We start from the raw sequence: 24,681 nt of genomic DNA on the forward strand, positions 1-24,681 counted from the left end.
CTCAGGGTCAAGCGGAGGCGCCCCGAATTGCGGCAAAAGAGTGTGCGGAACTGCCTCATTGTCGTAGCGGTTGGAGTCTACAGGATGCGCCGTGTGACAACCGTTAGACACTCAAAACGGAGGCATTTGATGCTGAAGAAAGCGCTTTTTGCTGCCCTGGCGACTCTCGTGGCTGGTGCCGTTTCGATCCCTGCCGGCATGAGCTCGACCGAGGCCGCAGTGCTCACCTGCAAGGAGGCTGCGAAGCTGAAGTTCCCGGCCGATCACAAGGCCCGCCATGCCTTCCGCAAGGAATGCAAGCAGGCTTGGAAGGCGAGCACCAAGAAGGCGCCGGCCTAAACCTGTCGGTCGCCCACAAATGCGAAGAAAGGGGCCTCGCGGCCCCTTTCTTTTTGCCGGTCGACGGCCGACTTCCCCAAGACTCCAATCATCTTGGGTGCGACATCAAGATCGTTCCCGGCCGAAGAACAGTGGGAAAAGTCTCAATCCCGAAGGGGATATGGGATCAACTGAAAAGCAACAACGTTTCGGAAAGTGGAAGTTCCGTGTTGACGAACTTCCACCGCTAGGGCCTTATCTGGCCGCGTAACGTTGCGTAATCACTCACGGGAGTAAGCGTATGCTTAAGAAAGTGTTTTTGGCCGCGGCGGCCTCGCTCGTCCTTGCCGGCGCCACGATGACGATGTCGCCCGCCCCGGCGATGGCCTGCCACAGCGGCTGCCACAAGGCCGCCAAGGCGATGTACCCGCACGACCGCAAGGCGCGCCATGCCTACGTCAAGCACTGCAAGGCCAAGCACAAGGCCTGGAAGAAGGCGCACCGGAAGCATCACCTGTTCGGCTAATCGGCGGCGGTCGCTTAGCCCATTGCGAATTGGAGAGGCCCGCGCGCAAAGCCGCGCGGGCCTCTCTTTTTGCGCCGGACATCAGATGCCGGCGTACCACTCGTAGCCGAGATCTTCCCAGAAGCCTCCGCGCCCGCCGCGAATCGTGGCGATGTCGTCGACCGCCTCGATGCGCATGACATATTTCGCCATCTTGTAGCCGAGCTGCCGCTCGACCCTGAGCCTGAGCGGCGCGCCGTGCGCCACGGGCAGGGCCTGATCGTTCATCTCGTAGGCGAGGATCGTCTGCGGGTGATAGGCGTCGATGAGAGCGATCGATTCGTAATAGCGGTCCTTCTCGTCGCCCGTGTCGAACAGATTGTCGGCGCAATAGAGCACGATGTAGCGCGCGTTCGCCTTGAGCTTCGCCTTGTCGAGAACGGCGGAGAGGGGAACGCCCTTCCACTTGCCGATGCAGCTCCAGCCCTCGACGCAGTCGTGCCGCGTGATCTGCGTGCGCGCGGGCATGGCGCGGAGCTCGTCGAGCGAGAATTCGAGCGGCTGTTCCACGAGGCCGCCGACGGCGAGCTTCCAATCAGTGAAGCCGGTCTTCACATGGGCGAGATAATCGGGCTCCTGCGGGTCGGTCGAGCCGTTCGCCTTGAACTCCTTGGAGATATCGGCCTCGGTATATTCTTTCGCGAGGGCCTGTGGGCTGAGCAGGGCGCGCTGGGTGACGCGCGTCAGCGTCTCGGCCGAGTCGAGCACGCGCTTCACCCACGGCTGATCGGAGAGATCGTCGCACCCGCCGAGCAGCATCGTGCTCGCCGCCGCAAGCCCGCGGCCGATAAATCCGCGCCGATTGAGCGGGGCTTCGTTGCTCATGGCTTTTCCTCCGCAGGCTCGACCACGTAGCGGCCGGTGATCATCGACCTGATGTTGTTCCAGGTGCCCGACAGCACCACCATCACGAGATGCACCACGACGAACAGAACGATGCCGCTCGCGCTGAGGAAGTGGATGGTGCGCGCCGTCTGCCTGCCGCCGAGCACATCGAGCAGAAAGGGGAACGCCGCGTCCATCCCGGGCGACATGGCAAGCCCGGTGATCAGCATGAGCGGCAGAAGGACGAGCGCGACGACGAGGTAGGTGAGCTTCTGCAGAACGTTGTAGCGCTTGGCCTCTTCGCCTTTGGGGAATTTCAGCCGCGCGTGCTCGAGGATCGAGGCGCCGATATGCTTGAGGTCCTTGCCTGTCGGCGCGAGGTCGCGGACAAGATGCCCGCTGCCGAGGCTCCAGGCGAGATAGGCGAGCCCGTTGAACAGGAAGAGCCAGGCGAAGAAGAAGTGCCAGCGGCGCCCCATGGCGAGGTCGCGGTGGCCGGGAAGGGTGAGCGACCAGGAGAAGCCGCGCTCGTCGAGCTGGCCGTCGGCGTCGGTCGAAAGGCCGAACACGCCGGTCGTGTCGAAGTTATGCCCGAAGATCGAGGTCACGCCCTTGGCTGTCTCGCCCTCCTGCACCGCGCCCATCGCCAGCACCGGATCCTCGAAGGTCGATTTCTGGCCGATATAGAGGGCAGGGTGGGCGTTGAAGATCTGGAGCCCGCTCATCAGCAGCACGAGCAGAACGAGCGCATTGATCCAGTGCGTAAGGCGCACCGCGCCGGAATGCCGATAGATGACCTCTCTCTCGCTCACGCTGTCCTCCTCCTCTAGAGCCCGGCAATCCAGGGCCGCGCGTGAGGCCGCTGCCCTGGACGCCCGGGCCTCCGCCCGGGCATGACGCAGATACCAGCTAAGCGCCGAGCGGAACCGGACTGTTCAGCGATAGCTACGTTCGCCATGGCGAACTGGATGCACTCAGCTGTGCGCCTTGCCCCAGATTTGTTCGAGCCGCTCGGCCCGGCCGCAGCCCCATTTGTAGTACTTGTAAGCGATCGGATTCTTGGTGTGGTAATCCTGGTGGTAGTCCTCGGCCGGGGTGAAGGTCGTGACCGGCCGGACCTCCGTCGCCACGGTCTGTTTGAAGCGGTCGGCGATCTCCTGCTTGGTCTTCTCGGCGAGCGCCTTTTCCGCGTCGTTGCCCACGAAGATGACGCTCTGATAGGCGCTGCCCTTGTCGCAGAACTGGCCGTTCGCGTCGAACGGATCGATATTCCGCCAGTAATGGTCAAGCAGCTCCGCGTAGGTGACCTTGGCCGGGGCGTAGGTCACCTTGACTGCTTCCTTATAGCCCTCGTGGCTCCCATAGGTCGGGTTCGGGGCGGTGCCGCCGGCGTAGCCGGACGTCGTGTCGGTGACGCCGTCGACTTCGTCGAAGGCCGCTTCCATGCACCAGAAGCAGCCGCCGGCGAAAATCGCAGTCTTCGTTTCCGCCGCCGCGCCGCTGCCTGAGCCCGAGGCGATGATTAAGGCTGCAAGGAGCGCTGCGGTAAGCGCCGCGCAAATCCACCTCGCCAACATCAAGGTTCTCCGGTTCGATGCTGCGTGAACCTAGGGGCGGCGCCGATTTCGGCAAAGTCTCTCTCGCGCGACCGTGAAATGAATTGATCCATGCTTAAGCGCGTTCGCCGCGCTTGGGTCGGATCGCGGCTTGGGTTATTGAGGGCCATGCAACAGCGTCTGTCTTCACCCCGCGAAGAGATCGGATCGGCCTACGACGTGGTCGTGGTCGGCTCGGGCTATGGCGGCGGCGTCGCCGCCTCGCGCCTCGCGCGCGCCGGTCAAAGCGTCTGCGTCATCGAGAAGGGCAAGGAGTTTCTGACCGGCGAGTTCCCGGGCCGCTTGCCCGAGCTTCGCCGCGAGCTCCAGGTCCATGGCGGCAAGATGCGCTCGGGCTCGCGCGCCGGCCTGTTCGACTTCCGGCTCGGCTCCGACATCCATGTTCTCGTCGGCTGCGGGCTCGGCGGCGGATCGCTCATCAACGCAGGCGTCGCGCTCGAACCCGAGGCGCGCGTGTTCGCCGATCCGGTCTGGCCCGAGGAGCTCCGCAGCGATGGACTGCTCGCCCAAGGCTTCGCGCGCGCCTCGGCGATGCTGCGGCCAATGCGCTACGCGAAGGCCGCCGATCTCACCAAGGTCCGCGCGCTCGAAGCGGCAAGTGCGGGCCTCGGCAGGGCGCCGGTCGCAGCGCCCGTGGTGGTGAGCTTCGAGGAGACGGTAAACCCGGCCGGCGTCGCCCAGCCCGCGTGCACGCTGTGCGGCGATTGCTGCTCGGGCTGCAACGTCGGCGCCAAGAATACCGTCGCCATGACCTATCTTCCCGACGCCCGCGCCCACGGCGCCGAGATGTTCACCGAACTTTCGGTGAGCCATATCGAGAAGCACGGCGCGGGATGGCGCGTTCATTTTGCGCCGTCGGATGCGAAGGATGGCGCAGGCGGCCACGTCGATGCCAAGACCGTGATCCTCGCCGCCGGCACGCTGGGCTCGACCGAGATCCTGCTCCGCTCGCGCGAGAAGGGGCTCACGCTGTCGGACCGGCTCGGCATGCGCTTTTCGGCCAACGGCGACATCATCGCCTTCGCGCTTGGCGGGCGCGAGCGGGTGAACGGCATCGGCGTCGGCCATCCTCCCAAATATGTCGGCGATGCGGTCGGAGCGGCGGTCGCGGCTCAGATCGAGCTTCCCGATGCAAATCATCTCGATCGCTCGATGATCGTGCAGGAGGGCGTTCTGCCCTCGGCGCTGGCGCCGCTCCTGCCCGTGTTCTTCATCGCCGGCGGCAGGCTGCTCGGCGCGGCCGAGAGCCTGATCAAGGGCGTCTATCGCGGGCCCTTGTCGCATCTCCACACCTTCTTCGTCGTCTCGCACGACGAGGCGAAAGGGCGCATCGTGCTCGACAACGGCGGCGTCAAGGTCGAATGGCCGGGCGCGGGCGACGAGCCGGTCTATGCGAGGGTCGACGAGGCGCTCACCAAGGCGGCCGCGGCCGTCGGGGCGCGCTACATCAAGAGCCCGCTCGCCGCGACCTCGATGGGCACGAAGCCCGCGACCGCGCATCCGCTCGGCGGCTGCGGCATGGGCGAGGACGCGAAAAGCGGCGTGGTCAATCACAAATGCCAGGTGTTCGACGACAGCTCGGGTGGAAGCGTGTACTCCGGACTCTATGTCTGCGACGGTTCGATCATCCCGCGCTCGATCGGCGTCAATCCGCTCTTGACCATCACCGCGCTTGCCGAGCGCGCCATGGTCCACCTTGCCCGCGACCGCAATCTCGGCTTCGACCACGCAGCGGCCGAGAAGCTCGGGCACGAGCCGCTCCCGATCGTTTGATCCCAAACGGGCTCGCCGCTCCTTCGGCTTGCCGCTCGTCCGATCTTCAGATTAGAATTATTCTAGACTGCTTCTGGCAACCTGGGACGACGGTATGAAAAGGTTCTCCGAGCTTTCGGAGCAGGAAATCCTCGCGCTCGCCATCACCCTCGAGGAAGAGGACGCCCGCATCTATCGCGACTACGCAAAGGGGCTCGAGGACACCTATCCCGCCTCGGCCAAGGTGTTCACCGAGATGGCGCGTGAGGAGGACCATCATCGCCAGCGGCTGATCGAACTCCACCGCAAGAAATTCGGCGACCACATCCCGCTCATCAGGCGCCAAGACGTGCGGGGCTTCGTCACGCGCAGGCCCTACTGGATGGTTCGCCCGCTCGGCCTCGACACGGTGCGCAAGCAGGCGGAGATCATGGAACTCGAGACGCGGCGCTTCTACGAGCGCGCCGCTGAGCGCGCCAGTGACGCCGGCCTGCGCGAGCTTCTCGGGGATCTTGCCCAGGCCGAGCAGGGCCACGAGACGCTCGCTGCGCGTCTCGGCGAGCGCATCCTGACCCGCTCAGCCCGCGCCGAGGAGGACGAGACGCGGCGGCGGCTGTTCGTGCTGCAGGTGGTGCAGCCGGGGCTTGCCGGACTGATGGACGGCTCGGTCTCGACGCTGGCGCCGCTCTTCGCCGCGGCCTTCGCCACCCACAACACCTGGGAGACGTTTCTCGTCGGCCTTGCCGCCTCCGTCGGCGCCGGCATCTCCATGGGCTTCGCCGAGGCGCTGTCGGACGACGGCTCGCTCACCGGCCGCGGCCATCCTCTGATCAGGGGGATCATCACCGGCGCCATGACTGCGCTCGGCGGCATCGGCCACACGCTTCCCTTCCTCATCGGGAATTTCCGCCTGGCAACGACGGTCGCCTTCGCCGTTGTGGCGATCGAGCTGTGGATCATCGCCTGGATCAGGTCGCGCTACATGGACACGCGCTTTCTTCAGGCCGCCTTCGAGGTCGTGCTCGGCGGCGCTATCGTGTTCGCCGCCGGAATCCTGATCGGGAGCGCCTGAGAATCGGGCCTCGCCCTGCCATCGCTTGCGCCTCCGCCCGACCGCTTCTAACCTTCTTCTGAACGGCACTCGCGCCCCGGGGCTTGAGGGAGGCGGACGTGGCTGGACGGCGGCATCTGGCATCGCTTCTCGGCGGCGCTGCGCTTCTCGCGGCGCTCCTTACCGGCGGCGCTCTGTACGGCGCGGCCCCTAAACCGTGCGAGTCGAACGAGGTCACCGCGTCGATTTCGGACGGCGTGGCGTCGGGAGGCGCCGGCCTCGACCGCATGACCATCGTGCTCGCGGGCGATGCGGGCTTCAACGCGAGCGATGCGCAGGTCGACGCCAAGGGCTGGCACAAGGGGAGGCAGGTGACGCCGTTCGCCGACATGACTTCCGGCATCGCCAAGGACATCGACGGCGACCTCGCCTTCGTCAACCTCGAAACGGTGGTCACCGACCGCAACGACCTGAAACCCGAGAGGAAGAGTGGCGGCGACAAGGACGCGCCGTTCCACTTCCGGAGTCATCCGGCCGCGGTAAAAAATCTCATCGGCCTCGGCTTCAATCTGTTCTCGCTCGCCAACAACCACGCCTCAGACTACGGCGCGGCCGGGATCGAAGAGACGCTCTATCATCTCGCCGTGGCGAACACCGAGCGCCCCGTCGCCTTCGCCGGCATCGGCGCCAATTTCGAGGAGGCGATCAAGCCCGCATGCCTCGATCTTTCCGGCACGCGCATCGGCTTCGACGCGATCGGCATCATCAGCGGCGACGACCAGCGCTTTCGCGCGACCGACAAAAGCGCCGGCCAGGCCTCCTATCGCAACCGGCCCGATTTCGAGGCGGTGGTGAGCAAGCTCGCGGCGCTTCCCGCCGACTACCGCATCCTCTCGATCCATTACGGGCTCGAAGGCCGCGTCGTCCCCGACGATCGCCAGCTCGCCGAGTGGCGGGACTATGCCGCGGGCGAGAAGGGGATCGACCTCATCGTCGGCCACCATCCGCACGTGGCGCAAGGCGTCGAGCTCGACGGCAAGTCGCTCATCTTCTACGGGCTCGGCAATTTCCTCCATCCCGGCACGACCGAGATGAGCCGTTTCGGCCCCTGCCGCGACTACGGGCTCATGGCCAAGATCTACCTCGCCCGCATCGACGGCGTCTGGCGCGTTATGGCGATCGAGGCGATCCCGCTCACCAACACGCAGACCCATCCCGAGCGCTTCGTGCCGAAGGAGGCCGAGCTTCGCATCGAGGCCTTGAACCATCTCGCCGCGCGCCTCGACGATCCGGCAAAGGGCGCCAAAGGCGTGCGTTTCACCCCGCAATCCGACGGCTCAGGACTCTATTGCGCCGAGGGCGCGGCTGCGCTCGGCGGCAAGATCGGCGCGCTGTGCAAGGACTGGCTGCCGGCCGCCGAACCCATGAAGCCTGTCGCCGACAAAATCGAAAAAGCCTGCGCCGACAAGCCGTTCTACGGCCAGCCGGCCATGACCAAGCGCCGCGCATCCCCGCGGCGCGACTTTGGGCCTTCGCCGTTCCCGTTCGGCGGCTTGCGTCCGTTCTGACAGACCGAGGCTTGACCAAGCCCCACCAGTCGCGGACTGTGGCCGGGCATGCGGGCGAATTGGGGGGAGGGCGGTCGTGGTGAACATCCTGGCCAAGAAATCGATTGGGGTTCTGAAAGAAGAGGCCGAAGAGAGCGAGGTTCAGGCCCTCGTCACCCATGATGGCGTACCGCTGAAACGGACACTGTCGGCGTGGAGCTTGGTTTCGCTCGGCATCGGCTGCATCATCGGCGCCGGGATTTTCGTGCTCACCGGTCATGCCGCAGCGGCCAACGCGGGACCGGCCGTCGCTCTATCTTTCGTGCTCGGCGGCATCGCCTGCACCTTCGCCGGACTTTGCTACGCCGAGATGGCCTCGACCGTACCGATCGCGGGCAGCGCCTATACGTACGCCTACGCCACCATGGGCGAGTTCATCGCCTGGATCATCGGCTGGGATCTGATCCTCGAATATGCGCTCGGCGCCGCCACCGTCGCCATCGGCTGGTCGGGCTACGTGACGAGCTTCCTCCGCGACATCGGCATCGACGTTCCCCACGACTATGCAAGCGCCCCGCTCGCCTATGACGCCGCCAACGGAATCTGGTCCCACACCGGCGCGTTCCTCAACCTGCCGGCCATGCTCGTCATCGCGGCGATCACCGTGCTGCTCGTCATCGGCATCCACGAATCGAGCCGCGTGAACAATGTCATCGTCGTCATCAAGGTCGCGATCGTCATCGCTTTCATCGTGGCGGGCATCGGCTACGTCAGCACCGAGCACTGGGTCACGGCCAGCAATCCCGATGGCAACTTCATTCCGCCGAACCAGGGTCCGGGCATTTACGGCTGGAGCGGCGTGCTGCGCGGGGCCGGTATCGTGTTCTTCGCCTATATCGGCTTCGATGCCGTCTCGACGGCGGCGCAGGAGGCCAAGAACCCGCAACGCGACATGCCGATCGGCATTCTCGGGTCGCTCGGCATCTGCACCGTCCTCTACGTGCTGGTCAGCTTCGTTATCACCGGCATCATGCCCTACGACCAGCTCAACGTGCCCGACCCGATCGCCGTCGGCGTGGACGCGATCGGATTGAAGTGGCTCTCGCCGATCATCAAGCTCGGAGCGATCCTCGGCCTGACCTCGGTGATCCTCGTCCTCTTGCTCGGCCAGCCGCGCATCTTCTACTCCATGTCCCGCGACGGGCTCCTGCCGCCGTTCGGCGCCAAGATCCACAAGCGCTTCCGCACGCCCTACGTCACCACCATTCTTGTCGGCATCATCGTCGCCGTGCTCGCAGGCCTTTTGCCGATCGGGCTTGTCGGCGAGCTGGTATCGATCGGCACGCTGTTCGCTTTTGCCATCGTTTGCGTCGGCGTGCTTGCGCTGCGCATCTCTCATCCCGAGATCGACCGGCCGTTCAAGGCGCCCGCCATCTATCTTGTGGCGCCGGCCGGCGCGCTTTCGGCGCTTGCGCTCATGCTCGGCCTTCCTGGCGACACTTGGCTCAGGCTCGGCATCTGGATGTTGGCCGGCCTTGTCGTCTACTTCCTCTACGGCATGCGCCACTCGAAGGTGGCTGCCGCGGCCTGATCGGCCGCGCAGCCCGCGCCACGCAGGTCACCGCCGCTCTGCCAATCCGGCCTTTACGGCTCAGCGTGGGCGGAAACTTCGCCCGCGATCGGGCGTTGTCAGGCAAGCACTTCGCGAGCGTGCCTTCCGGTCCACATCCTTCCCACGAGAGAGACGTCGTTGCGGAGCTTGCTAATCCACAATCCGACCGCGGGTGGCGCCCATCCGAACGCGCAGGACTTGATGGGCAAGCTGAATGCCGCCGGCCTGTCGCCCTGCTACCAGTCGATCAAGGATGAGGACTACAAGGAAGCGCTCGGCAAGGCGTGGGATCTCGTGCTAATCGCGGGCGGCGATGGATCGGTGGCCAAGGTCGCGCGCGCGCTCGCCGATCGCGAGACCCCGCTCGCCATTCTGCCCATCGGGACCGCGAACAACGTGGCGCGCGCCCTCGGCATCGAAGGCGACGCCGAGGCGGTCATTGGGCGGCTCTCTACCGCGAAGACGAAACGCCTCGATATCGGTTTGGCGCGCGGTCCCTGGGGCAAGCGCCGCTTCGTCGAGGCGGTCGGCTTCGGCACCATCGCCAAGGCCATCGCCCATGGCGGGCCCAAGCCGCCGGTGGCTCTACGGATCGATATGGGCCGGGAGCAGCTGCAGCTCTTCCTGGAGGAAGCCGAAGCTGAGCGGTTCGAAATTGAGGTGGAGGGCGAGAAATTTATTGGCGACTTTCTTCTCATCGAGGTCCTCAACCTGAGCCGCACCGGTCCGGCCTTGCCGATTTCTCCGGCCGCGGCGCCCGACGATAAGCTGTTCGACATCGTCTTCGTGTTCGAAAACGACCGTAAAAAGATGTTGTCGTGGTTGGAGCGTCCCGAGGACAAGTTCCCGCCCGTGACCGTGCGGCGGGGCCGCAAGGTTCGTCTGCATTGGGAGCGCGGCCACGCCCGGATCGACGACAGGGTTTATCTCCCTCCGAAGCAGACGAGCCCCGTCGATATTGCCCACGACAAGGAGAGCCTGAAGGTGCTCGTTCCCGAGCTAGGCAACCCGGCGTGACCTGTCGGGCGTCTCGGAAAGGATCGCCGCCAGCCTGTCGTGCGTTCCGCGGTCGGTGTAGTCGAGGCAGAGCGGCGTGACGGAAATGAGATTGCAGCGCACGGCCCAAAGATCGGTCCCCTTCGGAGGCTTGGCGCGCCGCCGCTCGACTCCGATCCAATAATAGGCCTTTCCGCGCGTATCGAGCCGGTCGACGATGCGAAACAGGTCCGGGTCGCGCTGGCCTTGCACCGTGGCACACATGCCCTTGGTCGCCTCGGGCGGGCAATTGGGGAAGTTGATGTTGAGCACCACCCCGTCGGGCCAACCTTCGCGCATCAGCCTGCGCACGAGATCGGCGCCGAAATGCATCGGCGTTGCCCATAGCGGCTCGCCCGTTCCCTGGTCCGATTCCGCTGGCCCGGTGACGAGGCTCATCGCCATCGATGGAATGCCGAGCAGACAACCCTGGATCGCGCCGGCGACGGTGCCGGAGTACCCGATATCGTCGGCGAGATTCTGTCCCCGATTGACGCCGGAGACGACGAGGTCGGGCGGCCGTTCGCGCAACAGAAAGCGCACGCCCATGATCACGCAGTCGGTCGGGGTTCCCTTGACGGCAAAGCGGCGCTTGCCGATCTCGCGCATGCGAAGCGGCTCGGCCAAGGTGAGCGAATGCGAGGCGCCGCTGTTATCGGTCTCCGGCGCGACCACCCAGACATCATCGGTCAAATCGGTCGCGATCTTTTCCAGGACATCGAGACCCTTCGCTTCGATGCCATCGTCATTGGTCAGGAGAATGCGCATCGCGCAGGGGAAATCCCCCGCACACGGATTTGGTTCCCAATTTGGGTTTGGGCGAGCGGCGACCCGGCGCGGAAGGCGCTAGCCTCTGAGCTCGCCGCCGGTCGCCTTCTTCACCGCGGCGACGATCTTGGTCGCGACCGCCTCGATCTCGGCGTCGGTCAGCGTCTTGTCGCGCGGCTGGAGCGTGACCTCGATGGCGAGCGACTTTTTGCCCTCGGGCACGCCCTGTCCGGTGAACACGTCGAACACCTCGATCGAGCTGATCAGCGCGCGGTCGGCGCCGGACGCCGCGCGCAGAACGTCGGCGGCCGCGACGTCGCGGTCGAGCAGGAAGGCAAAGTCGCGCCTCACGGCCTGGAGGTCCGAGGCTTCAAGCGCTGGCCTAGCCGTGCCCTTCTTCTTCGCGCTCGGCAACGCATCGAGATAAAGCTCGAAGCCCGCGATCGGGGCATCGACCTTGAGCGCGGCGAGAAGATCGGGATGGAACTCGCCGAACACGCCTAGGGTCGTCTTAGGCCCGAGCTTGAGCGCGCCCGACCGGCCGGGATGGAACCATCCCGGCGCCTCGCGCGCGACGCTGACGTTGTTCTGATTGATGCCGAGCGCGGATAGCGCCGCGACAGCGTCCGCCTTCACGGCAAACACGCCGCTTTCCGGCGCTTCGCCCGACCAATGGCGCCCCGAGCCTTGCGGGGCTGAACGCCCGAAGCGGACGCCTGAGGCCGCGATGAACTGATCTTCCGGCCCAGCACCGCGATAGGCCTGACCAAGCTCGAACAGCGCGCCATCGGCGAAGCCGCGGTCGCGGTTCCTTTGTGCGGCGGTGATGAGACCGGGGAGCAGCGAGGGCCGCATCACGGCAAGCTCCGAGGAGATCGGATTGTCGAGCACAAGCTCCGGCGCCCCGCCGCCGAACAACTTGGCGTGCTCGGGCGCGATGAACGACCAGGTCACCGCCTCGATAAAGCCGCGCGCGGCAAGCACACGGCGCCCGATGCGCTGGCGCCTCTGCCCCTCGGTGAGCACGGGCTTCGCCACGCCGGTCTCGCGCCGCATCGGCGTCGACGGCACGTTGGCGACGCCAACGAGCCGCACCACCTCTTCGACGAGATCGGCCGGGGCGGTGATGTCGGGCCGCCAGGAGGGAGGGGCGGCCTTGACATGCTTGCCCTTGCCCTCGAGCTCGATGCCGAGCGCCTCGAGCAGGCGCTCGATCTCGCGCGGCTCGAGCTTAAGTCCGCTCAAGCGCCCGATAAGGCCGGGATCGAACTTGAACGGCGCGTTCGGTTTCGGCGCCTTGCCGGCGATCTCGATCTTGCCAGGCTCACCGCCGCAAAGCTCGAGCACCATGCGCGTCGCAAGCTCGAGTCCCGGCACGACGAAATCGGGATCGACGCCGCGCTCGAACCGGAAGCGCGCGTCGGACTGGATGTTGAGCCGCCGCCCCGTGCGCGCGGTACGCTTCGGGTCGAAATACGCCGATTCGATGAAGACGTTGGTGGTCGATTCTGTGACGCCCGTCTCCTCGCCCCCCATGACCCCGCCGAGGCCGAGCACTTTGCCGTCGTCGGCGATGACGCACATGTCACCGTCGACCTCGTAGGTCTTGCCGTCGAGCGCGACAAACGACTCGCCCTTGCGCCCGAGCCGCGCCCTGATCGCGCCGGAGAGCTTGTCGGCGTCGTAGACGTGCAGCGGGCGCGCGCGATCGTATGAAATGTAGTTGGTGATATCGACCAGCGCGTTGATGGGGCCAAGCCCGATCGCCTTGAGCCGCTTCTGGAGCCAGGCGGGCGAGGGACCGTTCTTGACGCCGCGCACGAGCCGCCCGGCGAAAATGGGGCAGGCGCTCGCGCTTTCCTTGTCGAATTCCAGCTCGATGGGAATGGGATTGGCGAAGACGCCTTTGACCGGCTTGACCTCGTCCTTCTTGAGCTTGCCGCGTCCCGCGGCGGCGAGGTCGCGCGCGATACCGCGCACGCCGAGGCAATCGGGGCGGTTCGGGGTGATGGCGACCTCGATCATCGCATCGTCGAGCCCGAGCGCAGCCGCCGCCGGACTTCCCACCTCGGCGTCGGGGGCAAGCTCGATGATGCCGGTGTGCTCGTCCGACAATTCCAGCTCGCGCTCCGAGAGCAGCATGCCGTTCGACTCGACGCCTCTGATCTTAGCCTTGGTGAGCGTGAGATCGATGCCCGGCACGTAGGAGCCCACGGGAGCGAACACACCCTTGAGGCCTGCGCGCGCGTTCGGCGCCCCACACACGACTTGCAATCGCTCGGTCCCGGTGTCGACTTCGCAGACCTGGAGCTTGTCGGCGTTGGGGTGCTTTTCGGCCTTGAGCACTTGTGCCACGCGGAACGGCGCGAGCGCCGCCGCCGGATCGAACACCTCCTCGACTTCGAGCCCGATGCGGGTCAGCGTGTCGGCAATCTCGTCCACGGATGCTTTCGTGTCGAGATGCTCCTTCAGCCATGCATGCGTGAATTTCACGAGAGGCCCCCGGCGAGGGTAGGGATGGCGAGCGGCGGGAAGCCGTAATGGGTGAGCCAGCGGAGATCGCCCGCAAAGAACGCGCGCAGGTCGGGCATGCCATATTTCAGCATGGCGATGCGGTCGATCCCTAAGCCGAAGGCGAAGCCCTGATAGCGGTCGGGGTCGAGCCCGACATTCTTCAGAACGTTGGGATGGACCATGCCGCAGCCCAAAATCTCGAGCCACCGGTCGCCTTCGCCGATCCTGATCTCCTCGCCCACCTTTGCGTAGCCGATATCGACTTCCATCGACGGCTCGGTGAAGGGGAAGTGGCTCGCGCGGAAGCGCATCTTGACCTCCGGCACCTCGAAGAAGGCCTTGCAGAATTCCTCGAGCACCCATTTGAGATGGCCGAGATGGGTCTCCTCGTCGATCACGAGCCCCTCGACCTGATGGAACATCGGCGTGTGGGTCTGATCGGAGTCGCAGCGATAGACCCGCCCCGGCGCGATGATGCGAAGCGGCGGCTTCTCTCGCAGCATCGTCCTGATCTGCACCGGGCTCGTATGCGTGCGCAGCACCGGCCGTGAGCCGTCGGGGGCTTCCGCGAAATAGAACGTGTCGTGGTCCTGCCGCGCGGGATGCTCGGGCGGGATGTTGAGCGCGGTGAAATTGTTGAAATCGGTCTCGATGTCGGGCCCCTCGGCGATGGCGAAGCCCATATCGGCGAAGATCTCGGTGATCTCGTCGGTCACCTGGCTCACCGGGTGGATGCGCCCCTCCGCGAGCGGGCCTTCGCGCACGGGGAGCGTCACGTCGGCGCGCTCTAAGGCGAGCTTCTCCGCGGTCGCTTCCCGCGCCAGGACCGCACGCCGCGCCTCGAGCGCTGCCGCCACGCTCTCTTTCAGGCTGTTGACCGCCTGGCCGTAGCTCCTGCGCTCTTCGGGCGGAAGCGCGCCCAAGCCCTGCATCAACTCCGAGACGCGGCCCTTCTTGCCGAGCGCGGCGACGCGCACCTCTTCGAGCGCGCCGAGCGTTGCGGCGCGCTCAATCGCGTCGATCAACTCGGATTTGAGGCTGTCGAGCTCCGGCGCGCTCATGGCGTAAAGCTCCCATCCCCGCGCCGCCCGGAAGCGGGCGGGATCACGCCCGCGCGGCGGCTTGCGCGGCCTCGACCAGACCCTGGAAGGTTTGCGGCTCGTGCACGGCGATGTCGGCGAGCACCTTGCGGTCGAGCTCGATGCCGGCCTTCTTCAGTCCGTCGATCAGCCGGCCGTAGGTGAGACCGTTGGCGCGCGCCGCCGCGTTGATGCGCTGGATCCACAGTGCGCGAAAGGTGCGCTTCCGCACCTTGCGGTCGCGATAGGCATATTGGCCGGCCTTCTCGACCGCCTGCTTGGCGACGCGGATGGTGTTCTTGCGGCGGCCGTAATAGCCCTTGGCCTGCTTGATCACCTTGCGGTGGCGGGCATGGGCGGTAACGCCGCGTTTTACACGGGACATGACAGTGCTCCTTCGAAGCTGAGCCTTTGGCCGCTAACGGCCGTAAGGCAAGAAATTCTTCTTCACGATCTTGGCGTCTTCGTCCGACAGGACCATGGTCCCGCGCGCGTTCCGAATGAACTTGGTCGGGCGCTGAATCATGCCGTGACGCTTGCGCGAGGCTTGGCACTTGACCTTGCCTGAGGCCGTGAGCTTGAAGCGCTTCTTGGCACCGCTCTTGGTCTTCATCTTGGGCATTTGGCTTCCCTTTTTTTCCGGCCCACGCGAGCCGTAAGGCGGGGGCGCAACGAGTTTGACGATTGTGAAAGCATGCGAGCCGCCACGGCATGCCCCGCCGGGCGGCTCCTTGAGCGCGCCTTATAGGGTGGAATCCCTGGGATATGCAAGGGCTAGGCGGATATTAACCATGGCACTTAAGCCCGACTTAGGATCGCTTCGCTATGAGCAAAGGCGAACCCCCAACCTAAGGCACTTGGCGCGGCTTCGGACCGCGTATCCCCGATGCAGATGCTTCGCGCTCCCATGCACCGCCTGAGCCGGTGGTTCCGACGTCAGAGCCGGCTCAAGCGCGATTTGATCGTGATGAGCGCGATCATGCTGCCGCTCTACGTGACGGCGGTCTGGTTCGACGCCTTCGACCGATTCCTGGCCTTCACCCACGAGCCGGAAAGCGATGCGATCGACTGGCTCATCATCCTGTTCGTCTTTCTCGGCATCGGCGCCAAGATCTACTCCGTGCGACGGACCGTGGACCTGCATCACGAGGTGAGGCGCCGTCGCCAGGCCGAGCACGAAGCCTATGAGCTTGCCCGCCAGGACGTGCTGACCGGTTTGCCCAACCGGCGCTGGTTCATCGAGGAATTCGACAAATTGACTGGCCAATCCTCGGCGCGCGACGCCTGCGCCGTGTTCGTCGTCGATCTCGACAATTTCAAACCGATCAATGACGTCTACGGCCACAGGCTTGGCGACGAGGTGCTCCGCGTCATCGCCAAGCGCCTGAGCCAGCTCGCCAAGGGCGCGGCCGTGGCAAGACTTGGCGGCGACGAGTTCGGCATCATCATGCACTACCGGGGCAATTCCGACGCGCCCGAGCGGCTGGCGCGCCAGATCGTGCACCAGGTCTCCAAGCCAATCCATCTTGCCTCGCTCGCGCTTCAAGTGGGCGTGAGCGTCGGAGTTTCCACGTCGATCCCAGGCGTCTCGGGCAACCTCACCATGGCCAATCGCGACGGAGCCCCGGTGCATACCGCGCTTCGCCAAGCCGATATGGCCATGTACTGGGCCAAGGCCGAGGGCCGCGCCCGCTATTGCTTCTTCGACCGGACCATGGATGAGAAGCTGCAGCAGCGGGTCGAGCTCGAAGCCGAGATCGCCGGCGCTATCGAGGCGGGCCAGATCGTTCCCTATTATCAGCCGCTCGTCGATCTTACGACATCGAAGACTGTCGGATTCGAGGTCCTGGCCCGCTGGCTCCATCCGCTACGCGGCGTGCTCCCGCCGGAAGCGTTCATCACCATCGCCGAAGACACGGGCAATATCGGAGCGATGACGGAGCGCTTGCTCAAACAGGCGCTCAACGACGCCAAGACCTGGCCCGATTCGCTGTTCGTCTCGGTCAATTTCACCCCGCGGCAGATTTCAGATTCGATGCTCGCAACGAAGATCCTTGGGTTGCTTGCCAAGTCCTCGTTTCCGCCGCATCGCCTGGTGATCGAGATCACCGAGAGCGCCGTGGTGCAAAGGCTGGAGGACGCCAAGGCCGTGCTCCAATCGCTGCGCGATGCCGGCGTGCGCGTTGCGCTCGACGATTTCGGCACCGGCTATTCCGGTCTCTATCATCTGCGCGAGCTCGACCTCGACATCATCAAGATCGACCGCTCCTTCGTGACGAAGATGCTCGACAAGCCCGAGGAGGCGAAGATCGTGAAGGCGATCGTCAGCCTCTCGCACGCGCTCGGTCTCCACACCACGGCCGAAGGCGTCGAGACGACGCAAATCCTCGATCGGCTGGTGAAGCTCGGATGCGAAACGGGTCAGGGCGACCTGTTCGGCGTGCCGATGCCGGCGGCAACGACCGCCACGGCTATCGCCGAACACACCAGAACAAGATCGCACCGCCGGAGGGCCTAACGCGGCGCGAGCACCATCACCATCTGCCGGCCCTCGAGCCGCGGCTCTGATTCGACCTTGGCGATGGTCGAGGTGTCCTGCTTGACGCGGTCGAGCAGTTGCGCGCCGAGCTCCTGATGGGCCATCTCGCGGCCCCTGAAGCGCAAGGTCACCTTGACCTTGTCGCCCTCCTCGAAGAAGCGGCGGATGGAGCGCATCTTCACGTCGTAGTCGTGCGTGTCGATGTTCGGCCGCATCTTGATCTCCTTGATCTCGACGGTGCGCTGCTTCTTGCGCGCCTCGGCGGCCTTTTTTTGCGCCTGGTACTTGTACTTGCCGTAGTCCAGGATCTTGCAGACCGGCGGTTCCGAGTTCGGCGCGATCTCGACGAGATCGAGCCCGGCCTCGGCCGCGCGGGCGAGCGCCTCCGACGTGGGAACCACACCCACATTATGGCCGGTGGCGTCGATGAGCTGGATTTTGGGGATGTCGATGCCCTCGTTGATGCGAGGGCCGCCCTTTTCGGGGGTGAGCTTCGTAGGCCGTCTTACGATGTTTCAGTCTCCTCTATGAGAACGCGGCCTCCTATCCGCTCACGGCGGCACGCCACGCTCTAAAGCTGCTGCTAGACCCTACACGGGTGTACAGGATGGGAAATGGCCCCACAAAGTCAAGCCGCCATCGCATCGAGACGACCGTTCAAGCGCCGTTGGCGACGGTTGACGCATCGCGCAAGGCGGGCGGATCGGCGAACCGTCGGGCCAAATCGGTGCCGAGCAGCTCGTCATAGACGTGTAGCGTCTTCGACTGCATCTGTGCGAGCTCGAACAGCGCGCATACCCGCGCGTGCGCCCGCGCGCCGATGGCCGAGCGCTCCTCCGGCGTGAGCTTGAGCGCAAGCGCGATCTTTGCGGCGAGCGCCCCGGAATCGCCGGCAGGTACGAGCCACCCGGTGAAACGCGAAGGCGTTGTGTCGGCATCGTCGATCGTCTCCGGCAGCGCGCCGAGATTGCTGACAATGACGGGGCAGCCCATGGCTTGCGCCTCGATGCTCGTGCGCCCGAAGGTTTCCGCCACGAGCGAGGGAAGGATGGCGACGTGGGCGGCGAGGAAGGCCGAGGGCATGTCCTCGCAATGGCCGACGAGGAGCACCTTCTCGTCCAAGTCATGCTTGGCGATCAGCTCGATAAGTTCTTGCCGGTAATAGTCTTTTCCCGGCCAATCGCCGGCAAAGACGATCACCGCGCCATCGAGCAGGCCTTGCCCGGCAAGTCTTGCCGCCGCCTCGACGGTATGGCGATGGCCCTTGAGCCCGGTGAGCCGCGCGGCGTGGAGCACGATCTTCATCCCAGGCCTCACGCCCCACCGCTCTCGCAGTTTGGCAACGGGGCCGGGCGGCACGACCAGAGGATCGAAGGTCGCGCTGTCGATGCCGCGATAGATGACGCGGATGCGCTCGCGCGTGGCGGGATCGCGCTCGGCGATCAGCCGCGCGGTGTAGAGCGAGTTGGCGATCACCCGGTCGCCGCGACTCATCACGCTGTTATAGGCGGCCTTGATCGGCCCGAGATTGCCGTAAGCGCCGTGATAGGTGGTGACGAACGGGCGCCCTGTGCGGCGCGCGGCAAGAAAGGCGCTCCAGCCGGGCGCCCGGCTCCGCGCATGCACGAGGGCGACGTTCCGCTCGTTGATGATGCGCTCGATGCGCGCTGCGTTGGCGAGGATGGTGAACGGATTCTTGCTCGCCGCAGGCAGCGTGATGACCTCGCCGCCCGCGCGGGTGACGGCGGCCGCGAGTCGCCCGCCGGCGGTTGCGACGAGCGCCGTTGCGCCCGCGCGCGTGAGCGCCTCGGCGATTTCGACGGTCGCCTGCTCGCTTCCTCCGGTGTCGAGGCGCGGCACGACCTGCAATATGGTGACCCCGGTCATCTTCTATGCTTTGGTCCCACGTCTGCTCGCGCCCGGATGCTTCTTAGGATGGACGATCAAGAACCGCAATTCCTGGAGGTCGGCGCGGGCGAGAAGCGCCGGCGCATCGCCTATCGCCTGAGCGGCGGCGGCGCTTACCGCGATCTCACTCTTTTCTGGCTCTCGGGCTTCCTCTCGGACATGGGAAGCACCAAGGCGCTGGTGATGGCTGAGTTTGCGCAAGAGCGCGGGCTTCCGATGCTCCGCTTCGACTATTCGGGCCACGGGCTCTCCTCGGGCAGCCTGCTCGAAGCCTCGATCGGCGACTGGGTCGAGGAGGCCGCGGCCGTGCTCGGCGTCATCGAGAGGCGGCGCGCGCTTGTGGTCGGCTCCTCGATGGGCGCATGGATCGCGCTTCTCCTCGCCCGCGAATTGGCGCGCGCGGGGAAGCTCGAAAAGATCGCGGGCCTCGTCCTCATCGCGCCGGCCTGGGACATGACCGAGCGGCTGATGGCGCATCGCATGACGCCCGAGATCAAGGCGACGCTCGAGCGCGACGGCGTGCATTACGAGCCCTCGCTCTACGGGGAGCCTTATCCGATCACCAAGCACCTCATCGAGGAGGGACGCAACCATCTGCTCGGCGTCGAGACGCTTCACCTCGACGTGCCGGTGCGCATCCTGCAAGGCATGCGCGATCCCGACGTGCCGTGGGGACACGCTCTCGACCTCGTCGATCTCCTCCACTGCTCCGACGTCGAGCTGACGCTGATCAAGGGCGCAGATCATCGCCAGTCGCGGCCCGAGGATCTCCGCCGCCTCGAAACGACGGTCGCCGCCCTCCTCGCCGAGCTTCAACGCGAGGGGACAAGCGAGGCCAGGCCCTCGCGATAGGTCGGATAGCGCAGCTTCACGCCGAGCTCTGACTTGATGCGGGCATTCGAGATGCGCCGGCTCCCCTCGTAGAAGCTCCGCGCCATGGGCGAAAGGTCGGCGTCGGCGAACTCCACCTCGGGCGGCGGAGGCACGCCGAGAAGCTCGGCGGCATAGGCCACGACCGCGTCGGGCGCAGCCGGCTCGTCGTCGGCGACATTGTAGATCGCGCCAGCATTGGGCTTCGCGATCGAAGCTTCGAGCACGCTCGCGATATCGGCGACGTGAATGCGGCTGAACACCTGGCCGTCCTTCTTGATGCGCCGCGCCGTGCCCGCGATGAGCTTATCGAAAGCGCTCCGGCCAAGTCCGTAGATGCCAGCCAGTCGGAACACGTGGGTCGGCACGCCGATCTCCTCACCGAAGCGGAGCCACGCCGCCTCGGCTTCGACCCGCGCTTCGGTGCGCTCGCTGTTCGGCTTCGGCGGCGTCGTCTCGTCGACCCAGGCTCCGCCTTGATCGCCATAGACGCCGACGGTCGAGAGGTAGCCGATCCAGCGAAGCGTTCCGATGGTAGCGACCTGATCGCGGTAATGCGCGAGCACCGGATCGCCGTCATGTCCCGGCGGGATCGAATGCACGAGATGGGTCGTGCCTTGCAGCAGCCGCGGGACCTCGCGATTGCCGGGTTCGCCGGCGAAGCGCGCCATAGCGTAGCCTTGCGCTCTCGCTCTGGCGACATTGGCCTCGTCCCGGGCGGTGCCCGCGATCTGCCAGTCCTTGGCGGCAAGGCGCGCGGCAAGCTCCTGCGCCGAAAAGCCGAGGCCGAAAGCGAACAGCTTGTTCACGCCGCCTCCCGCAACCATTCGCTCCTCACATCAGCGTCGGGATCGGCCGCGCCCAGCGGGCGCAGGGCCGCGAAGCGACCTGGCGCAAGACGCGACAAGGCCCACACCGCCATGGCCCGCACGAGCGGAGAGGCATCATCGAGCCGCGCTTCGACGAGAGGAACGAGCGCCGCATCGGCGGAATTGCCGGCGGCGATCAGCACGTTGCGCAGGAACCGGTCGCGGCCCGTGCGCTTGATCGGCGTGCCGCGGAAGCGCGCGCGAAAGGCTTGATCGTCAAGGACGAGAAGCTCGGCGAGCGGGGGATTGTCGCTTCCTTCCTTCACAGCGAGCGCGCTATTGCGTGCGGCTTGCGCGAACTTGTTCCACGGGCAGACCGCGAGGCAATCGTCGCAGCCGAAGATGCGGTTTCCCATCGCGGTACGGTAGTGCGGCGCGATGTGGCCCTTGTGCTCGATGGTCAGGTAGGAGATGCAGGCCCTCGGGTCGAGTCGATAGGGCGCGGTGAAAGCGTTCGTCGGGCAGATGTCGAGGCAACGCCGGCAGGCCCCGCAATGATCCTCCTCCGGCGCGTCGGGTTCGATCTCGGCGCTGGTGAAGATCTCGGCGAGGAACAGCCACGAGCCGAACTCGCGCGAGACGAGATTGGTGTGTTTGCCCTGCCAGCCGAGGCCCGCGCGCGCGGCAAGCGGCTTCTCCATTACCGGCGCGGTATCGACGAAGATCTTCACATCGCCTCCAGTCAGCGCCTGCACGCGGGCAGCGAGCTGCTTCAGCTTCGCCTTGAGGATGTCGTGGTAATCCTCGCCTTGCGCGTAGATCGAGATCGCGCCGCGCGACGTCTCGTTCAAAATCGCGAGCGGATCGCCGCCGCGCCCGTAGTTGAGCCCGAGCAGGATGACGCTCCGCGCCTCGGGCCAGAGCGCCAGCGGGCTCTTGCGCCGCCCACTCGTGTCTGCGAGCCACCCCATGTCGCCGTGGCGCCCCTCGGCGAGGAAGGCGGCAAGGGCGGCTCCGGCACCCTCGACAGGGTCGGCCGACGCGAAGCGGACGGCATCGAAGCCAAGCGCCTTGGCCTCGGCCGCGATCCGGTCCTTTAGCGTCTCCGCCATAGGCCCGATTTGGCCCTTTGATCATTCCGGCGCAAGCCGGAATCCGGCTGGCGGAGGGTCAAAAATCGAGATCGGCATAGGTGCCCGACGGAATAAAGCCTGCCAGCCGGTCTTGCAGCAAAGGCCTGAATGACGGCCTCGACTTGAGGAGGGCGTACCAGTTCTTGGCCGCCTCGTGCTCTTCCCACGGAACCTCGCCGAGATAGTCGAGCGTCGAGAGGTGCGCCGCGGCGGCGAGATCGGCGAAGCTCATGGCGTCGCCCGCGAGCCAGCTTCGGCTTTCGGCGAGATGGCCGATATAGGACAGGTGATAGCGCAGGTTCTCGTGACCGGCGCGCATCGCCTCCATGTCGGGTGAGGAGCTCTGCGGCCCGAACCTGCGAAACACCTTTTCCTCGACGAGATAGGCGGTTACCTCGTCGTGGAATTTGCGATGGAACCAGTCGACCAGCCGCCGCGCCTCCGCCCGCGACCGCGCATCGCCCGGGAACAGGCGGAAGCCCGGCGTCTCGTTGCCATCCCGGCCCGCCATGACGTCGCTGAGATACTCGGAGATGGCGTAGGCGCCAACGATGGGCCCGTGCTCGTCGGCGATGAGCACCGGCAGGTTGCCGGCCGGGTTGATCGCGAGGAATTCCTGCCGCCACTCCCAGGGCTTTTCCTCGACAAGCTCCACCTCGACCCCGCACTCGGAAAGGGCGAGGCGGATCGACCGGGAAAGGGCATCGAGAGGATAGTGCAGGAGTTTCGCCATCGACCCGTTCGGTGGCTGGACGTTGAAAAGCTCTAGAAAATGAATCGCGCGGGCTAAGACCTCGGTATAGAACCTGCACGCGCTGGGAACAAGCGGGGCGAGGGGATGTCGATAGAGCAGATTATCGTGCTCGCGGTGGTGCAGGGCATCACCGAGTTCCTGCCCATTTCCTCGTCAGGCCACCTGATCCTGGTCCCGCAGATCATGCATTGGCAGGACCAGGGCATCGTTGTCGACGTCATGACGCATCTCGGCACGCTTCTCGCCGTTCTCATTTATTTCTGGCGCGATGTGTGGCGGCTGATCGTGGGCGCCCTCAACCTGCTGAGGGGCAGGGTCACAGACGACGGACGCCTCGCCATCTATATCGTGCTCGCTACCATTCCCGCCGTCGCCTTCGGCGTATTCCTCAAGAAATTCGGCTACACCGATCTCGAGCGGAACGTCGCCATCGTCGCCTGGAACACCATCCTCTACGGCATCCTGATGATGATCGCCGACATGGTGGGCCCGCAGGAGCGCACCATCGCCAACATGACGCTCGGCAGCGCGCTGATCATCGGCGTGGCTCAGGCACTTGCGCTCATTCCGGGGACGAGCCGCTCCGGCGTCACCATGACGGCAGGCCGCTTCCTCGGCTTCACGCGGCCCGATTCGGCGCGCTTCTCCTTCCTCCTCGCCATTCCGGCCACGGCGGGAGCGATCGTCTTCACTGTCGGCGACGCGGTTGCGAGCGGCGAGGGTGTGACCATGGACGCGGTCTACTGCGCGGCGCTCACCTTCGTCGCCGGCATCCTCGCCATCGCCTTCCTCATGAACCTGGTCCGCCGCGTGAGCTTCCTGCCCTTCGTGCTCTACCGCATGGTGCTCGGCGGTTTTCTGCTGGTGATGCTCTACACCTGAAATCGTCTCTCCGCGCAGGGAAAGGGAGCCTCAAGGCTCCGGGCGGTAGACCGAGAACTGGCCGCGTGGGCGGTATTGCTCGAGATAGTCCGGCACAACGCTTTCGATCGCGACCGGCTCGATGCCGAGCCCTTCGAGCGTGCGGCCCGCGCGTTTTGCCTCCTCGCTCACTACGTTGTCCGTTTCCAACATGCGGACTTGGTCGACGGTGAGGAGCGGCTTCGGCAGCCATTGCAACAAGGCGCCTTGCAGCTTCGCGATGAAGAATGGTTCGCTCAGGAGGAGCCGCTTCCGCATGGTGTAGGCGAGCACGCGCCGGATGATCTCTTTCATGGTAAGCACCTCGGGCCCGCCAAGCTCGTAAGGGTCATGCCCTTCCGTCTTGCCGGTCAGCCCGGCGATGACCGCCTTGGCCACGTCGCCCGCAAACACGGGCTGGATTTTGGTCTTGCCGCCGCCAATCAGGGGAAGAACGGGGAAGATGCGGGCCATCGCCGCGAAGCGGTTGAAGAAATCGTCCCCGGGCCCGAACACGATCGAAGGCCGCAGGATCACCGCACCGGGAAACGTCTCCCTGACGGCCTCTTCTCCGGCGGCTTTGCTGCGCGCGTAGTAGGAGGGCGCGGTGGGGCTCGCGCCGATCGCCGAGATATGCACAAACGTGCGCGCCCCTTGCGCCCGGGCCGCTTCCGCGACGTTCCGCGCCCCCTCGTCCATCACCGCTTTGAAGGTCTGCTTCCCCGAGGGGAACAGGATGCCGACGAGATTGACCACCGCGTCGGCGTCTTGCGCGGCTGCCAAGAGCGAGTCGGGGTAGCGCACGTTGGCCTGGACCGCGTTGATCTGGCCCACATCCCCGAGGGGCTGGAGGAAGCCCGCCAATTCGGGACGCCTCACCGCGATGCGCATGCGTGCCCCGGTCTTGGCGATTGCGCGCACCACGTGCCGCCCGATGAAGCCCGAGCCGCCATAGATCGTGATCAGCGCCTTGTTGTTGAGACTGATCGCCACCGGAGCTTCCTTCCTCCAAGCCTTGCCCGTTCGCGGGAGCGCGCCGAAGCAATACACGACCGGAATAAAGGCTTGAAGCCGCTCTCCGGCAAT

General features: G+C 65.5%; 24 protein-coding genes. 10 read left to right on the forward strand and 14 right to left on the reverse strand.

What is annotated here, in order from left to right:
• Window positions 1-129: 129 nt before the first annotated feature.
• Window positions 130-339 (forward strand): hypothetical protein, encoded by a 210-nt coding sequence (locus VFB18_RS00700; protein WP_324970355.1) that lies wholly within the window; start codon window positions 130-132, stop codon window positions 337-339.
• A 280-nt stretch (window positions 340-619) separates the two neighbouring features.
• Window positions 620-844, forward strand: coding sequence for a hypothetical protein (locus VFB18_RS00705; protein WP_324970356.1), 225 nt, complete (start codon window positions 620-622; stop codon window positions 842-844).
• A gap of 81 nt (window positions 845-925) precedes the next feature.
• Here VFB18_RS00705 and VFB18_RS00710 read toward each other — a convergent pair whose 3' ends face one another.
• The 3 genes from VFB18_RS00710 to msrA form a co-directional block, all read right to left on the reverse strand.
• Complete coding sequence (locus VFB18_RS00710; RefSeq protein WP_414675617.1) at window positions 926-1,708, reverse strand: molybdopterin-binding protein; 783 nt, start codon at window positions 1,706-1,708, stop codon at window positions 926-928.
• The gene (locus tag VFB18_RS00715; protein ID WP_324970357.1) at window positions 1,705-2,520 is read right to left on the reverse strand and encodes a cytochrome b/b6 domain-containing protein; all 816 of its coding nucleotides are present in this window, start codon (window positions 2,518-2,520) and stop codon (window positions 1,705-1,707) included. Before VFB18_RS00715 ends, VFB18_RS00710 begins: the two co-directional genes overlap by 4 nt.
• Before the next feature lie 162 nt (window positions 2,521-2,682).
• A complete protein-coding gene (msrA, locus tag VFB18_RS00720; protein WP_324970358.1) occupies window positions 2,683-3,285 on the reverse strand; it encodes a peptide-methionine (S)-S-oxide reductase MsrA in 603 nt (200 codons plus the stop codon).
• Between the two features lie 147 nt (window positions 3,286-3,432).
• Here msrA and VFB18_RS00725 point away from each other — a divergent pair, with 147 nt between their 5' ends.
• The 5 genes from VFB18_RS00725 to VFB18_RS00745 all read left to right on the forward strand — a co-directional run bounded on the left by VFB18_RS00725 (window position 3,433) and on the right by VFB18_RS00745 (window position 10,303).
• Window positions 3,433-5,097: a GMC oxidoreductase gene (locus VFB18_RS00725; RefSeq protein WP_324970359.1), complete on the forward strand. Its 1,665-nt coding sequence runs from the start codon at window positions 3,433-3,435 to the stop codon at window positions 5,095-5,097.
• 94 nt (window positions 5,098-5,191) lie between these two features.
• A complete protein-coding gene (gene mbfA / locus VFB18_RS00730) occupies window positions 5,192-6,148 on the forward strand; it encodes an iron exporter MbfA (RefSeq protein ID WP_324970360.1) in 957 nt (318 codons plus the stop codon).
• 98 nt (window positions 6,149-6,246) lie between these two features.
• Window positions 6,247-7,695: a CapA family protein gene (locus VFB18_RS00735; protein ID WP_324970361.1), complete on the forward strand. Its 1,449-nt coding sequence runs from the start codon at window positions 6,247-6,249 to the stop codon at window positions 7,693-7,695.
• Between the two features lie 76 nt (window positions 7,696-7,771).
• Window positions 7,772-9,265, forward strand: a complete 1,494-nt coding sequence (locus VFB18_RS00740) for an amino acid permease (RefSeq protein WP_324970362.1) — start codon at window positions 7,772-7,774, stop codon at window positions 9,263-9,265.
• Between the two features lie 159 nt (window positions 9,266-9,424).
• Complete coding sequence (locus tag VFB18_RS00745; RefSeq protein ID WP_324970363.1) at window positions 9,425-10,303, forward strand: diacylglycerol/lipid kinase family protein; 879 nt, start codon at window positions 9,425-9,427, stop codon at window positions 10,301-10,303.
• Here the strand turns inward: VFB18_RS00745 and surE are convergent.
• From surE to rpmI, 5 genes are all read right to left on the reverse strand, one after another.
• A complete protein-coding gene (surE, locus tag VFB18_RS00750; protein WP_324970364.1) occupies window positions 10,286-11,089 on the reverse strand; it encodes a 5'/3'-nucleotidase SurE in 804 nt (267 codons plus the stop codon). The genes VFB18_RS00745 and surE overlap by 18 nt on opposite strands.
• Window positions 11,090-11,167: 78 nt before the next feature.
• The gene (gene pheT / locus VFB18_RS00755) at window positions 11,168-13,582 is read right to left on the reverse strand and encodes a phenylalanine--tRNA ligase subunit beta (RefSeq protein ID WP_324970365.1); all 2,415 of its coding nucleotides are present in this window, start codon (window positions 13,580-13,582) and stop codon (window positions 11,168-11,170) included.
• On the reverse strand, window positions 13,579-14,664 hold the full coding sequence (gene pheS, locus VFB18_RS00760) for a phenylalanine--tRNA ligase subunit alpha (protein WP_324970366.1): 1,086 nt from the start codon (window positions 14,662-14,664) through the stop codon (window positions 13,579-13,581). The genes pheT and pheS overlap by 4 nt, the downstream gene beginning before the upstream one ends.
• Before the next feature lie 43 nt (window positions 14,665-14,707).
• Window positions 14,708-15,067: a 50S ribosomal protein L20 gene (rplT, locus tag VFB18_RS00765; RefSeq protein ID WP_324970367.1), complete on the reverse strand. Its 360-nt coding sequence runs from the start codon at window positions 15,065-15,067 to the stop codon at window positions 14,708-14,710.
• Window positions 15,068-15,100: 33 nt separating this feature from the next.
• Window positions 15,101-15,304 carry a 50S ribosomal protein L35 gene (gene rpmI / locus VFB18_RS00770; protein WP_324970368.1) on the reverse strand — a complete coding sequence of 68 codons (204 nt, stop codon included), beginning with the start codon at window positions 15,302-15,304 and terminating at the stop codon, window positions 15,101-15,103.
• 264 nt (window positions 15,305-15,568) lie between these two features.
• On the opposite strand from rpmI, the gene VFB18_RS00775 reads away from it, so the two are divergent.
• A complete protein-coding gene (locus tag VFB18_RS00775) occupies window positions 15,569-17,200 on the forward strand; it encodes a putative bifunctional diguanylate cyclase/phosphodiesterase (RefSeq protein WP_324970369.1) in 1,632 nt (543 codons plus the stop codon).
• On the opposite strand, the gene infC is transcribed toward VFB18_RS00775, so the two are convergent.
• On the reverse strand, window positions 17,197-17,733 hold the full coding sequence (gene infC, locus VFB18_RS00780; protein WP_324970386.1) for a translation initiation factor IF-3: 537 nt from the start codon (window positions 17,731-17,733) through the stop codon (window positions 17,197-17,199). The genes VFB18_RS00775 and infC overlap by 4 nt on opposite strands.
• Window positions 17,734-17,878: 145 nt before the next feature.
• On the reverse strand, window positions 17,879-19,108 hold the full coding sequence (locus VFB18_RS00785) for a glycosyltransferase family 4 protein (protein WP_324970370.1): 1,230 nt from the start codon (window positions 19,106-19,108) through the stop codon (window positions 17,879-17,881).
• 48 nt (window positions 19,109-19,156) lie between these two features.
• Between VFB18_RS00785 and VFB18_RS00790 the strand changes: the two genes are divergently transcribed.
• Window positions 19,157-19,981, forward strand: a complete 825-nt coding sequence (locus VFB18_RS00790) for an alpha/beta hydrolase (RefSeq protein WP_324970371.1) — start codon at window positions 19,157-19,159, stop codon at window positions 19,979-19,981.
• Here VFB18_RS00790 and VFB18_RS00795 read toward each other — a convergent pair.
• From VFB18_RS00795 to VFB18_RS00805, 3 genes are read right to left on the reverse strand one after another with little or no spacing between them, the layout of a single operon-like run.
• Entirely contained in the window at window positions 19,942-20,826 is an 885-nt protein-coding gene (locus VFB18_RS00795; RefSeq protein WP_324970372.1) for an SDR family oxidoreductase, read from the reverse strand. The two genes, VFB18_RS00790 and VFB18_RS00795, sit on opposite strands and share 40 nt — an antisense overlap.
• Window positions 20,805-21,920, reverse strand: a complete 1,116-nt coding sequence (queG, locus tag VFB18_RS00800; RefSeq protein ID WP_324970373.1) for a tRNA epoxyqueuosine(34) reductase QueG — start codon at window positions 21,918-21,920, stop codon at window positions 20,805-20,807. Before queG ends, VFB18_RS00795 begins: the two co-directional genes overlap by 22 nt.
• Window positions 21,921-21,978: 58 nt before the next feature.
• Complete coding sequence (locus VFB18_RS00805) at window positions 21,979-22,674, reverse strand: glutathione S-transferase family protein (protein ID WP_324970374.1); 696 nt, start codon at window positions 22,672-22,674, stop codon at window positions 21,979-21,981.
• Window positions 22,675-22,779: 105 nt separating this feature from the next.
• Here VFB18_RS00805 and VFB18_RS00810 point away from each other — a divergent pair, with 105 nt between their 5' ends.
• Window positions 22,780-23,577, forward strand: a complete 798-nt coding sequence (locus tag VFB18_RS00810; RefSeq protein WP_324970375.1) for an undecaprenyl-diphosphate phosphatase — start codon at window positions 22,780-22,782, stop codon at window positions 23,575-23,577.
• A gap of 30 nt (window positions 23,578-23,607) precedes the next feature.
• On the opposite strand, the gene VFB18_RS00815 is transcribed toward VFB18_RS00810, so the two are convergent.
• Window positions 23,608-24,582 (reverse strand): complex I NDUFA9 subunit family protein, encoded by a 975-nt coding sequence (locus VFB18_RS00815; RefSeq protein WP_414675620.1) that lies wholly within the window; start codon window positions 24,580-24,582, stop codon window positions 23,608-23,610.
• Window positions 24,583-24,681 lie beyond the last annotated feature (99 nt).

The organism is Methyloceanibacter sp. (assembly GCF_035650995.1).
In the GTDB taxonomy this organism is placed as follows: Bacteria; Pseudomonadota; Alphaproteobacteria; order Rhizobiales; family Methyloligellaceae; genus Methyloceanibacter.